Origin of the sequence: Solwaraspora sp. WMMD937, from assembly GCF_029581175.1 — a bacterium.
In the GTDB taxonomy this organism is placed as follows: Bacteria; Actinomycetota; Actinomycetes; order Mycobacteriales; family Micromonosporaceae; genus Micromonospora_E.
Map to the genome: position 1 here is coordinate 6,366,939 of NZ_CP120738.1, position 12,525 is coordinate 6,379,463.

Annotated in this window: 10 protein-coding genes; 3 read left to right on the top strand and 7 right to left on the bottom strand. The window is 72.0% G+C overall.

Translation table 11 applies throughout. The annotated features are described in order from the left end of the window. Positions 1 to 5: 5 nt before the first annotated feature. The 6 genes from O7621_RS28115 to O7621_RS28140 form a co-directional block, all read right to left on the bottom strand. The gene (locus tag O7621_RS28115) at positions 6 to 1,478 is read right to left on the bottom strand and encodes a polysaccharide biosynthesis tyrosine autokinase (RefSeq protein ID WP_282231991.1); all 1,473 of its coding nucleotides are present in this window, start codon (positions 1,476 to 1,478) and stop codon (positions 6 to 8) included. 63 nt (positions 1,479 to 1,541) lie between these two features. Then, on the bottom strand, positions 1,542 to 2,927 hold the full coding sequence (locus O7621_RS28120; RefSeq protein ID WP_282231992.1) for an O-antigen ligase family protein: 1,386 nt from the start codon (positions 2,925 to 2,927) through the stop codon (positions 1,542 to 1,544). Continuing rightward, positions 2,927 to 4,093, bottom strand: a complete 1,167-nt coding sequence (locus tag O7621_RS28125) for a glycosyltransferase (RefSeq protein WP_282231993.1) — start codon at positions 4,091 to 4,093, stop codon at positions 2,927 to 2,929. The genes O7621_RS28120 and O7621_RS28125 overlap by 1 nt, the downstream gene beginning before the upstream one ends. Position 4,094: 1 nt before the next feature. After that, positions 4,095 to 5,000: a glycosyltransferase family 2 protein gene (locus tag O7621_RS28130; protein WP_282231994.1), complete on the bottom strand. Its 906-nt coding sequence runs from the start codon at positions 4,998 to 5,000 to the stop codon at positions 4,095 to 4,097. After that, entirely contained in the window at positions 4,993 to 6,252 is a 1,260-nt protein-coding gene (locus O7621_RS28135) for a hypothetical protein (protein WP_282231995.1), read from the bottom strand. The genes O7621_RS28130 and O7621_RS28135 overlap by 8 nt, the downstream gene beginning before the upstream one ends. Beyond that, complete coding sequence (locus O7621_RS28140; RefSeq protein ID WP_282231996.1) at positions 6,249 to 7,145, bottom strand: glycosyltransferase family 2 protein; 897 nt, start codon at positions 7,143 to 7,145, stop codon at positions 6,249 to 6,251. Before O7621_RS28140 ends, O7621_RS28135 begins: the two co-directional genes overlap by 4 nt. Positions 7,146 to 7,606: 461 nt before the next feature. Here O7621_RS28140 and eccB point away from each other — a divergent pair, with 461 nt between their 5' ends. From eccB to tnpB, 3 genes are all read left to right on the top strand, one after another. After that, positions 7,607 to 9,016: a type VII secretion protein EccB gene (gene eccB, locus O7621_RS28145; protein WP_282231997.1), complete on the top strand. Its 1,410-nt coding sequence runs from the start codon at positions 7,607 to 7,609 to the stop codon at positions 9,014 to 9,016. Positions 9,017 to 9,084: 68 nt separating this feature from the next. Beyond that, complete coding sequence (locus O7621_RS28150) at positions 9,085 to 9,666, top strand: IS607 family transposase (protein WP_282229855.1); 582 nt, start codon at positions 9,085 to 9,087, stop codon at positions 9,664 to 9,666. Further along, positions 9,663 to 11,036, top strand: coding sequence for an IS607 family element RNA-guided endonuclease TnpB (gene tnpB / locus O7621_RS28155; RefSeq protein WP_282231998.1), 1,374 nt, complete (start codon positions 9,663 to 9,665; stop codon positions 11,034 to 11,036). The genes O7621_RS28150 and tnpB overlap by 4 nt, the downstream gene beginning before the upstream one ends. A 248-nt stretch (positions 11,037 to 11,284) precedes the next feature. Here the strand turns inward: tnpB and O7621_RS28160 are convergent, their stop codons facing one another. Continuing rightward, a complete protein-coding gene (locus O7621_RS28160) occupies positions 11,285 to 12,508 on the bottom strand; it encodes an MFS transporter (protein ID WP_282231999.1) in 1,224 nt (407 codons plus the stop codon). Positions 12,509 to 12,525: the final 17 nt, after the last annotated feature.

The window sequence follows — 12,525 nt, forward strand, 5'->3', positions numbered from 1 at the left end:
GTGGATTAACGTACGCGACTGTGCCGGCGACCGGGTACCGCCGAGCGCCCGCGCCGCGTCGCCGCCCCGCGCCGCGTCGCCACCAGGCCCACCAGGTTGACCGGTAGGGCACGCAGCACGTCGGCGGCGACGGCCAGCCGATCAGCGCGGGTGAAGCCGACCCGGGCCACCAGCAGCGTCGCGTCGGTCACGCTCGCTAGCAGCAGTGTCTCCGCATCGGACAGTAGCGATGGCGCGTCGACCACGACGAACCGGCCGCCGAGCCGCATCGACTCCAGCGCCGGGGCCAGCGCATCCGAGGCCAGCAGTTGCTCGCTCGGCCCCGGCCCGGCCGGGCCGGCCGGCAGGACGTACAACGGCAGGTCCGGGTGCCGGTGTGTGGCCTGCTCGGCCGCGACCTCGCCGCGCAGCACGCTGGTCAGGCCGACCGTGTTCGGCACGTCGAAGAGCCGGTGTACGCCGGGATGCCGTACGTCCGCGTCGACCAGCACGACCGGCTCGCCGGCCCGGGCGAACGCGATGGCGATGTTCGCCGCAGTAGCCGTTCTTTCTTCCCCCGGCACCGAGCCGGTGACCGTGAGGCTGGCGAACCGGCTCCCGGCCGCGCGCAGCAGCAGGTTGGCGCGGATCTGCCGGAACGCCTCGACGCGCGGCTCCGTGTCGTCGCCGGTAGCCAGCGGCGGCCTGCCCCCGCCGGCCGCGACGGCACCGAGCAGGACGGTGCCGGCGACCTCGGCCGCGTGGCTCTCGTCTCGTACGGTGCGGTCGCGCGCGTAGCGGACCACCGCGAAGAGGACCCCGATCGCAAGGCCCCCGGCGGCGCCGAGCCCGGTGTCGGCGGTGACCCGCGGTGTGGCCGGGGCCGAGGGCGTCGTCGCCGGCCGGGTCACCGAGACCTTGACGGGTGACTCGTCGATGCCGGTCGGCTTTTCCAGGCGCGCGACGTATGCGGGAAACTCCGCCGCGATCGCGTCGGCGATGTCGCGGGCGCGTACCGGATCCGGGTCACGGACCTCGACGGTGAGCACCGCCGTGCCGGCCGCGCCGGTCACCGTGACCCGCTGCGTCAACTCTGAGGGCTGGTACGGCAGTCCGAGCCGCCGGACGACGGCTTCGGCCACCTCGGGGCTGTTGCCCACCTCGGCATACGAGCGCACCCGCTGCAGGATGTAGTTGCCGCCCTCGTTGAGTTGGCCGATGTCGCGGGTGGTGAAGTTCGGCGCGAAGAACAGTTGGGCGTCCGCCCGGTACATGGGTTCCTGCTGGGCGGACGCGAGACCCGCGCCCGCGCCGCCAAGCAGCACCAGCGCCAGCACCAGCCACCGCTGCGACCACACGGCTCGCAGCTGGCGCTCGAGGGTGAGCTGCTGCCACTGCTGGTGTACGGATGGCGCGCCGTCGCCCGGCCCGTCGGAGGCAGGCCGGCTGAGCAGCCGAGCCGGGGCGAACCGTTCGGAAAGCTTCACGCTGAACCTCACACCGTCACCTTTCAGTGCGTTCTGGTGGGCACACGGTCGACTCCAGCGGCAGGTCCGCTCCGCTCATCGTCGGAAGGCCGTCAGCGCCGGGTCGGGGAGCCTACAGTCGACGGGTCGCAGCGACTCGGCGGCGCCGATGCCGACGGCGAGCAGCAGCACCCCAGCGGCGGCCGGCCACAGGTAGAAGTCGAAGAACCAGATCTGTACGGCGAACCCGACGATGAGCATCCGTGCCGTCAGCGACCTGAGCTTGACCAGCACGACCGCCAGGATGGACACGAACACCAGCAGCGCGAGCACGCCGAAGTCGTACCAGAGGGTGAGGTAACTGTTGTCGAACGCCTGTGCCTGCCCGTCGGAGATGCCGATCTGCTGGAAGAACCGCACGTGCGCCTCCGGGCCCAGGCCGAACAGCGCACTGCCGGCACCGTCCGTGATGCCGGACCAGGCCTCTTCCGTACGGCGGTAGCGCGCCGTCGCCGAACTCGACCCGCCGACGTTGGTCAGGCGGGCCCGGACGAGGTCCGTCAGGTCCCGCACCGGCTTGGGACCGACGGCCACCAGCACGGTGCCGGCGGCGGCGGACGCCGCGACCAGACCGACCCCGCGCCGGGTGAGCTTGCGCGGCTGGGCCAGGTACCAGATGGCGAGCGCGCAGGCCGTGCCGATCCACGCGCTGCGCGACCCGGACAGCAGCAGGCCGACCGCGCCTGCGGCGAACGGCACCTGCCAGAGCCGGCCGCGCAGGCCGACGGCCACGCACATCGCCAGCATGCCGTACGTGCCGTAGACGATCGGATGTCCCATGGTGCCGGCCGACCTGCCGGCTCCCGCCTGTGCCGTGAACGCGTTGCTGATGGCCAGCTGGTCGAGAACCGGCCAGGTGCCGGACATCCGCTGGTAGACGGCCAGCAGCGTGATGGGTACGGCGACCCAGGCGAACGCCCGCGCCAGGCGGGTCACCGGCGCACCGGCCCGCGCCTCGGCCACGACATGCCAGCCGACCAGCGCGTAGCAGGTCAGCGGCGCGACGGCGATCACAATGTCCTTCGGGCCGGTCCACCACACCAGGCCGGTGAGCACGCAGGCCGCCGGGACCGCGAATCCCACCATCCCGATGGACGGCGGCGGCGCGTACGGCTGGAAGCGCTGGATCCGGCCGAGTGCGGCGATCGCCGTCGCCGCCAGCAGCACTATCCATACCGGATCGACGGGGTATCCGGGATCGGCGGTGACCGGAACGAGCAACAGGACCGCGAACAGCGTGTAGCTGAGCCGATCCGGGGTCCACAGCCCCCAGGCGAGCAGGCCGGCCACGGCCACGGCGGCGAGCGCGAACGGCTGCCAGGCCGCCACCACCCCGACCGCGACGGCAGCCGCCCCGGCGACGACCGCCACGGCCGCGTCCGCCGGCCGGGTCGCGCCGCGCAGCGTGGGCAGGTGCGACATCAGCTGACCGCGCCCAACTCTTCGAGGTACGCGACGAAGCGTGCGGCCGGGGACGGTTCGGTGGCGAGCTCCCGCCCGCGCCGTGACGCCTCGGCCGTGAGCCGCCCGAACGCCTCCCGGTCGGCGGCCAGATTCAGCAACGCCGAGGCGAGCGCACCGGCGTCGGGGTCCACCAGCAGTCCGCCACCACCGGCGAGGATCTCTGTCGTGGCACCCGCCCGGTAGCCGATCACCGGGGTGCCGCAGCGGAGCGACTCCACCGTCACCCGGCCGTAGGCCTCGTTGCGGGACAGCATCAGCGTCGCGTCCGCCCGCGCGCACAACGCGGCCGGGTCGTCCGTCCACGCGACGGTCTCGAGCTGCGTCTCGACGCCGTACCGGCGGGCCAGGTCGACGAGGCCCCGCCGCGCTTCACCGTCGCCGACCCCGGCCAGGGTGAGGGTGAACGTGCGGCCCTGGCGCGCGCAGATCGCCAGCGCCTCCACCGCGTCGGCCTGGCCCTTCTCGGCGCTGTGCCGGCCCAGCAGCAGCAGCCGCTCCAGTGCGACCGGACGGTCCGCACCCGGCGCCAGGACACCGTCGGGCGCGGACGGACCGCCCGCGTCCGGCCCGGATTCGACCGGCGGCGGGATCACCCGCAGCTTCGTCCGCGCCGTCGGCACGGCGCTGGTGACCTGACCGGCGGCGTACGCGGAAACCGCTACGACGCCGTCCGAGAGGCACGCGATGAGCCGGGCGATCGCGGCCCGGGGCAGCACGGACCGCAGGCTCGGGTTGCTGAGCAGGCTCTCCCGCACCACCCAGATGTGCGGCGTCCGGGCCATCCGTGCGGCGATCGCCCCGGCTGGCACCACCGCCGAGTTGGTGACCACGACGTCCGGCCGCGTTCGGTGCAGCAACCGCCGGTATCGGGGAACCGACGCGAGCGCTTGGAGCAGTCGGACCGCGCCGACAGCAGGGCCGTACCGCCGGCCCATCCACAACCAGGTCGGCAGCACGACCACATCGGCGCCGGCCGCAGCGAGCTGCGCGCGCAGCGGCCCGTCCCCGGGTAGCGTGACGGTGACCTGGTACCCGCGCGCCCGTACCGCCTCGCCGACCAGGGCGAGCAACGAACGCTCCGCGCCCATGAGATCGGCGGAGTGGCTGACGAACAGGACGTGCACGCTAGAACCTCTCCGTCGGGCCGTGCACTCCACGCAGCCCGTCCCAGTAGCCGGCAAGGACGGCGAGCGCCCGGTGCCGGTCGTTGCGGCCTCCGGCGACGAGGCGGAGCACCGACCTGGCCAGGTTCTTGTAGTGGACCGGCTCCCCGATCAGGATCCGCCGCAGCGGACGGGGGTAGTGCTTGCGTACGTAGAGGATCTCGTTGCGGTGATGGTAGTACTGCGCGCGAGGACTCGAACCGGCCAGGCTGCCGCCCCGCCGGTGCCACACCTGCGAGGCGCATACCAGGCCGATCCGACCGCCCGCCGCGGCGATCCGCCGTACCAGGTCGAACTCCTCCTTGTAGTGGAAGAACCGCTCGTCGAACAGGCCGACCTGGACGGCCCAACCGACGCCGAGGAGGATGGCCGCGCCGGTCACCACGTCCACATCGTGCGCACCGACCTCGCACCCGGCGCAGCGCAACGGCCGTACCCGGCCGCCCGGCAGCGTCGCGGCGACGACGTACGGCTCCGGGTCGGGGTCGTCGGGTCGCGCGGACGTCGTCTGAACCGATGTGGACACCGCGTACCGGTCCGCCTGCGACAACAGGGCCGGCAGCGTGTCCGGCCGGGGTACGCAGTCCGCGTTCAGCAGCCAGACGAAGGCCGCGTCGCGGTCGTGCGCGACCCGGATACCGGCGTTCATCCCGCCGGCATAGCCGAGGTTGGCGTCGAGCCGCACCAGTGTCACCGCGTCACCGAGCGTACGCAGCTTGTCGATGGAGTCGTCGGTGGAGCCGTTGTCGACCACGACGACCTCCGGCACGACACTGCCGGCGGCGACCGCCCGGACGCAGCGGATCGTGTCGTCCGCGCAGTTCCAGTTGAGCACCACCGCGACGACGCGGGTTCCGTCGCTATCCACGCCCACCGACCCTGTCCCCCGCCACCCGATGACCGGCCCCGGACCGGACGGCGAGGCCCAGCACCATGCTGTGCGCGGCGAACAGAGCCACCGACAGCGCGGCGACGCCCCACGCCCCGTACGGCGCGGCGACGAGAGGATAGCCGACCACCGCGGCCAGCGCGGTACCGAGCGCGATCACGGCGGTGGTGCGCTCGCCGCCGAGGTTGACCAGGCGCGCGCTGAGGACCTTACCGACCGACACCGCGACGCTGCGCGGCACCAGCAGCGCGCCGAGCAGCACGGCCGCCGCGTACCCGCTGGTCAGCACCCCGATACCGGCCAGCCCGACGAGCACCAGCACTCCCATGCCGACCGCCAGGTAGACGGCCCGGCGCAGCACCCCGCGCAGCCGGTCGGCCGAGCCTTCCTCGTGGTCGCGCAGCGTCCGCTGGGCTGCGACGACCGCGCCGGCCTGGGAGAATTCGATGGCCGCTACCGCCAGGGAGTAGATCGCCAGTGCGTCCGCGCCCTGGTAGCGGGCCAGCGCGAGTTGGTCGAAGCGGTACGTGAAGATCTGTGCCACCGAACCGGTATGGGTCAGGCCCAGCCGGGCGAGGCGTTCGGGCTCCGTCGAGGCGCGCCGCGCCATCGCGCCCAAGGGTGCCCCGTGCGCCGCCCACATCGCGACGGCCATCACCGCCTGGCAGCCCAGCCAGGCCAGCAGCCAGACCGTCGCGTCGTCGACCGAGGCGAGGATGAGTACGAGGTAGAGCACGGGCGCGGTGGCGGCGAACAGCGCGCGCTGGCGGTAGACGGCGACGAACCGCCCGAGGGTCAGGCCCGCCGCCGCGGGCATGGTGCCGGCCGCGACGCACGCCGCCCCAGCTGCCGCGAGTGCCGGCGCCGCCGCCGCCGCGTACCAGGCGAAGACCCAGCCCAGCGTGGCCGACAGCGGCACCGTGGCGGCGTAGACGGCGAGGCTGCGCCGCCCGGACCGCTCCCGTAGCCAGTCGCTGCCCTGAGCGAGCATGAACGTCTCCAGTGACAGCCCGCCGACCGCGACGCCGACGGTCGCGCTGGTCGTCGTCGCGACCAGCAGGCCGCGCTCTGCCGGCGGCAGCGCGACGCTGAGCAGGATGGCAAACCCGGACATGGCCAGCGCGGCCACGTACATCACCGTCGCGCTGCCGACCGCGCGCCGGATCGCGTACGCGGCCAGCGCAGCCCGGCCCGGACTGGGCCGGCCCGGGCTCAGCCCTCGGCTCGTCAAGCCCGCAACCCGGCGACGGTGCCCCGGATGACGGCGGTCGCCGCGTCGGGGCGGCGGGCGAGCAGCGCCTTCGCGGCGTAGCCGAGCCGGGCCGCGGCGGCGAACGGCACCCGGTGCCGGTAGTGCTTGCGGAAGAAAACCATGCAGCTGCGGCTGGCGTGAAAGTACGTCGTGGTCGACTTGGCCGCCATGTCCGCCGTCGCCCCGGTCGCCACCCCGCCGGTGTGCTGGACGGCCAGGTCCGGGACCACCCTGGTCGGGATGCCCAACCGGGCCGCGCGTAGCGCTATGTCAGCCTCCTCGTAGAACAGGAAGAAGTCTTCGGAGAACCCGCCCAGATCCTGCCATGCGCGGCGGGTGACGAGCAGCGAGTGGCCGGCCGCGTAGACCAGTTTGTGCGAACCAGCCGCCCCGGCGGCGGGCGGTCGTCCGCTCTGGCCGGTCCACAGGTCGACCATGCCGAGGTCCGGCCCGCCGCCCGGTGCGACGCCCGGCGCGGCGCTGGCCGTCGCACCGATCGCGCGGTCGCCGGCGCGCAGCACGTCGAGGGCCGAGGCGAGCCTGCCACCCACGATCCGAGTGTCCGGGTTGAGCACCCAGATGACCTCGGCGCCCTCGGCCAGCAGCCAGGTGGCGGCGAGGTTGTTGCCGGCGGCGTACCCGACGTTGCCGTGCCCGGCGATCACCCGGACCGGCACGCCGGCACGCTCGGCGTACCCGGCGATCTCTGACAGTTCGGCGACCTGGTCGCTGTTGTCGACAATCGCGATCGCGACGCGCGGGCCGGTGGCCTGCGGGCCGGTGGCCAGTCCGGTCACGATGGAACGGATGAGGCAGCCGGTGTCACCCGCACTGCGGTAGTTGACGATCGAGATGCCGAGCAGACCGCTCACCGTGCCCCCACCGCACCATCGCCCGCCACACGCCCAGGACAGAAGTACGAAACAGGCTCCCGATCGACCTGTCAAGTGGCCTCGGAACCGGTTCCTTCCTGGACCGGGTCGACCAACTCAAACTGGATCATGCCGGCCTTACCAAGCCCGACTCCCTAAATTGGAGCAATTGCATTTGTCGGGCACGACTTGCGTCTGCGGGGTGATGAGCGCGAGCAGCCACTCGTTACGATTCTTCACCGAGCGGTACGGGGAGGAACCGATGGCGCGCGTACCTGTCGTCTCGACGCAGCGTTCGGGGGCCTACCCGAGCATCCGCGATGCCCTGGAGGTCGCGGCCGGTGAAGCCGGCTCCGTGACGATCGACGCGAGCGACGGCATCGGAGGGCAGCCCGAAGATGACCGACCTACGCGGCCTGGTGCGCGTGACGGCGCCCGCCCCGACGGGAGGTGACCCAGACATGGCCACGCGACGCGACCAACTCCACTCGTACCAGTTTCTCACTCGACGGGTCATTTCTGCCTTCGTGATGCGCGAGACCGACCCGCAGCAGTCCCCGCTGCGCCGCGGTGTCGGCGCAACCTTCGGCGGCCTGATGATCGCCGTCCTGGTCGCCGCCGGGTTCGGCATCTACGGCATCATGACCAAGGCCGGCAGCGACAGGTGGCAGGCCGACGGCGCGGTCGTGATCGAGAAGGAGACCGGCGCCAGCTTCATCTACCTCCAGGGCAAACTGCACCCGACGCTCAACTACGCGTCGGCGGTGCTGGCCTCCGGCCGAACCGACGCGCCCGTGTTCCGGGTGCCTGGCAACTCGCTGGCCAGCACGCCCCGCGGCGTCACGATCGGTATTCCGGGCGCGCCCAACTCTCTGGCACCGGCCAGTAGGCACATTGGCCTACCTTGGACGATCTGCTCGGCGCCCAGCGGGGATGACACCGGCCGAACCGTCGAGACCGTCTCCCTGGTCGTGTCTCGGGCACCGGTCGGCGGGCGGTCGCTGGCGGAGGAGGGCGTGCTGGTCCGCGACTCCCGGCAGGACACGACGCACCTCGTCTGGCACGGCCGTCGGTTCCTGATCCGCGACGCCCGCAACGTCGTACCCGCCCTCTTCGGAGAGGTCGACGCCGCACCGGTCGGCGCGGCGTGGCTCAACGCGCTGCCCGCCGGCAACGCCATCGAACGGGTCAAGTTCAGCGGCCGCAACCAGCCGTCCGGCGAAGTGGACGGCTGGGCGATCGGCGAGGTGCTGGTCACGCAGACCGGTTCGGGGCCACAGTACTACCTCGTCCTCGACGACGGGCTCGCGCCGATCACCGAGCTGCAGCAGAACCTCCTGCGCGCCGAGTTCACCGTGGAGCCGGTCGAGATATCTGTGTCCCAGGCCACGGCGGCACCGACCAGCAGCCAGGTGCGGCCAGCGACCGGAGACAGCGCGCCGCCCGCGACGCCGCCCGCGCTGATCCGACCGGCAACCGGCGACGCGCTGTGCGCGGTCACCGGCGACGCACGCGCCGTACCGACGATCGCCGCTGTTGGCGGTACGGTGGCCGGCCTCGACGAGGCCGTACCGACCGGCTCGGTCACCCGCGACGGCGTGATCCTCGCCGACTATGTGCTGGTGCCGCCGGGCCGGGTCGCCGTCGTGCGGGTGATTGGCGCGCCGACCGCCGATACCGGCCCGTACTACGTCGTCACCGACCTCGGCATCAAGTTCCCGGTGCCCAACGCGACCGTCCTCGGGCAGCTCGGCTACTCGGCGGCCCAGGCGACCGACGTGCCGACCACGCTGGTCTCGCGGATACCCACCGGACCGACGCTCGACCCGGTCGCGGCCACCCGCCCCGCCTCGGCGGCCCCCGCCGAATGACACCGGGGGTAGCTGACTGTTGGCGCTCCGGGCATCGATGGCGCTCTTGAAGCTACTATGATGCTCGCGTGAACCTCAAGGAGTGGGCAGCGTCGACCGGCATCGCGTACATCACCGCTCGGCGACAGTACGCAGCCGGGACGCTGCCTGTTCCCACCTACCGGATCGGTCGACTGATCATGGTCGGTGAGCCGGTCACCGGCACGTCGGCCGAGACGGGGCAGACCGTGGTGTACGCCCGGGTGTCCTCAGCCGATCAGAAACCCGACCTGGACCGGCAAGTCGCCCGGGTCACCGTGTGGGCCACCGGGCAGAAACTCGGCGTCGACCGGGTGGTGACCGAGGTTGGATCCGCGTTGAACGGGCACCGCGAGAAGTTCCTCGCGCTGCTGCGCGACCCGAAGGTGGCGACGATCGTGGTTGAGCGTCGGGACCGGTTCGCCCGGTTCGGGGCCGAGTACGTTGAGGCGGCGCTGGCCGCGCAGGGCCGCCGACTGCTGGTGGTCGACCCGGCTGAGGTCGACGATGATCTGGTCCGCGACGTGACGGAGATCCTGACGTCGTTGTGCGCCCGCCTGTACGGGCGTCGCGCTGCCGCGAACCGTGCCCGCCGAGCGGTCGAAGCCGCCACCGAGAGTGGCCCGGCGTGAAAACGATCCAGGGGTACCGGTTCGCCCTCGACCTCACCTCGCGCCAGGAACGCGACGTCCTTGCACACGCTGGGGCCGCCCGGCTCGCCCACAACTGGGCGCTCGCGAAGGTCAAGGCGGTCATGGACCAGCGCGTCGCCGAACGCTCCTACGGCGTACCAGACGAGTTGCTGACGCCATCACTGTCCTGGTCGCTGGCCGGTCTTCGGAAGGCGTGGAACGCCGCGAAGCCCGAAGTCGCGCCGTGGTGGGGTGAGGTGTCGAAGGAGGCGTTCAACACCGGCCTCGACGCGCTCGCTCGCGGGTTGAAGAACTGGACTGACTCCCGCAGCGGGAAACGCGCCGGTCGGTTGTCGGGTTTCCCCCGGTTCAAGTCCCGCCGCCGTACCACGCCCAGCGTCCGGTTCACCACCGGGGCGATCCGGGTCGAACCGGACCGGATGCACGTGGTGCTACCCCGGCTGGGCCGGTTGAAGTTGCACGAGTCCGCCCGCAAGCTCGCCCGCCGTATTGAAGCCGGCACCGCCCGGATCATGTCCGCGACAGTGCGTCGTGATGGCGGACGGTGGCATGTGTCGTTCACCGTCGAGGTCGAACGCGCCGAACGCAGCCCGGCCCGACCCGGCTCGGTGGTTGGTGTGGACGTCGGTATCCGGCATCTCGCGGTGCTGTCCACCGGCGAGTTGGTCGACAACCCGCGCCACCTCGTGGCCGCGCGGCAACGGATGCATGCGCTCGGCCGGACGCTGTCGCGCGAGCAGGGCCCGGACCGGCGTACCGGACGACGTCCCTCGAAGCGCTGGGAACGGGCCGCGAGCCGGCTCGGTCGCGCTCACGCCCGGGTCGCTCATCTGCGCCGTGACGGGCTGCACAAGCTCACTACCCGACTCGCCACGACGTACGGCACCGTTGTGGTGGAAGACCTCAACGTCACCGGCATGCTGCGCAACCGGCGGTTGGCTCGGCACGTCGCCGACGCCGGATTCGCGGAGATCCGCCGCCAGTTGGCGTACAAGACCGGATGGAACGGCGGCCGGCTTGTGGTGGCCGACCGCTGGTACCCGTCCAGCAAGACCTGCTCGGGCTGTGGCACGGTGAAAACCAAGCTGGCCCTGTCCGAGCGTGAATACCGGTGTGAGGCGTGCGGTCTAATCATCGACCGTGACCGCAACGCCGCTGTGAACCTGGCCGCCCTTGCGGCGGCAACCGCCGGGAGTGGCCCGGTGGCAGCACGTGGAGCCGACCAGAAGACCCGCACACGCGGGCAGGTGGCCGTGAAGCGTGAACCCGGCACCGCTCAAGCGGATCAGACCGGGACCGTCCTACCGCAAGGCAGGACTACCAACCGTGCGCTCACCAAAGCCCACTGAGAGGTAACGGCGCTCAGTCGAGGAGCTTGACTGGTGGGCCGGGTTCTTCGGACTCGTCCCACCGCGCGGCGGCGCGGGAGCCGCCGCAGATCGCCGGGACCGCCGCCGACCCCGCAGCAGTGCGACCGACAGTATCAGCACGGTCAGCACGTAGTGAAACGCCCAGCGACGCGTTGGCCGGCACCGAGGAGCCCTTCTGCGGCGTACCCGCTCGCGGTAACAGACGGGTTCCGAGACCGCGGCCTCGGTCAGGCCCTGGCGGTGAAGATGTTGCGGGAGGCGGCCAGCCCGAGCAGGGTAGCGCCGAAGACGACCACGCCGACCGTGCCGACGCCACCGAAGGCCACCAGCGCGCCGACGGCGATCGGACCGGTGGTCTGACCGACACTGCGGGAGAGTGCGTCGGTGGCGGCGGCGGTCGCCCGCAGCTCCGGGTTCCAGTTGACGCTGATCGCCATGGACAGCGGCATGAGCGCGCCCAGGCAGGTGCCGAGCAGGACCAGGGTCAGCGCGACGGCCACCACATCCAGCCCGGCGAACGCGACCGCCGCGTATGCCGCCGCCGCGAGCGGGATGACCAGGTAGAGCCGGGTGAACAGCTGTTCGCGGCTGATCCGTTTCAGCGACATCCGGTTGATGAAGCTGCCGGTGAAGACCCCGCAGGGGATGAGGATCGACACGCCGATCCGTTCCAGTGTGCTCAGCTCGGGTAGCCGGTCGAGGAGCACGCTGATGCCGAAGTGGCTGCCCTGCATGATCAGGCCGATACCGATGCTGGACAGAATCAGCCAGCGGCGGCGCCGTTCGCCCAGCATCCGGCGGATCGCCCGCAGCGTCAGCTGGATCCGTTGTCCGAACGGGACGTCGGCCGGATGGGTGGCGGGCGGGCGTTCCCGGCCCAGTCTGGCAACGAGTACGACGGCCAGCAGCGCGGTCGCGTAGCCGGCACCGACCGCGAACACGATGACCGGCTGCTGCAGCGACGCGGCGAACGCGCCCAGCGCGAGCGCCGAGGCGGCGCCCATGCTGACGAACGTCTGCAACATCGAGTAGCCCCGGTCGCGGGCCTTCGGGTCGCCCTGGGTCAGGTCGGCCACCAGCGCCTGGCCGCAGAGCGCCACGGCACCGCTGGCGAAGCCGGTGAGCAGCCGTCCGACGGTGAGTACGGCGTAGCTCTGGTACAGGCACAGCAGGATCGACACGACGGCGTTGACCAGCATCCCGGGGAGCAGGATCCGGCGGACCGGAACGAGGTCGAGCAGCGGGCCAGTGAGCACACCGGCGGCCGCCGTGGCCACGCTGTGCGCACCGATGGTGATGCCGATCTGGGCCGGACTCAGGTCGAGACTGCGCCCCAGGCCGACCGAGATCGGTATGTACGCCAGCTGGGTGAGCGGGTTGAAGAACACCAGCAGCGGGGGTACGGCGGCGGCCAACGGGGTCCGGGCCGGGCGGCCGGCACCGTCGCTCACGGCTGACCTCCGCCGAG

Excerpts from the sequence above, each read along its gene's own strand:
- O7621_RS28120 (WP_282231992.1), bottom strand. The coding sequence starts at position 2,927 with ATGTCGCACCTGCCCACGCTGCGCGGCGCGACCCGGCCGGCGGACGCG.
- eccB (WP_282231997.1), top strand. The coding sequence starts at position 7,607 with ATGGCCACGCGACGCGACCAACTCCACTCGTACCAGTTTCTCACTCGA.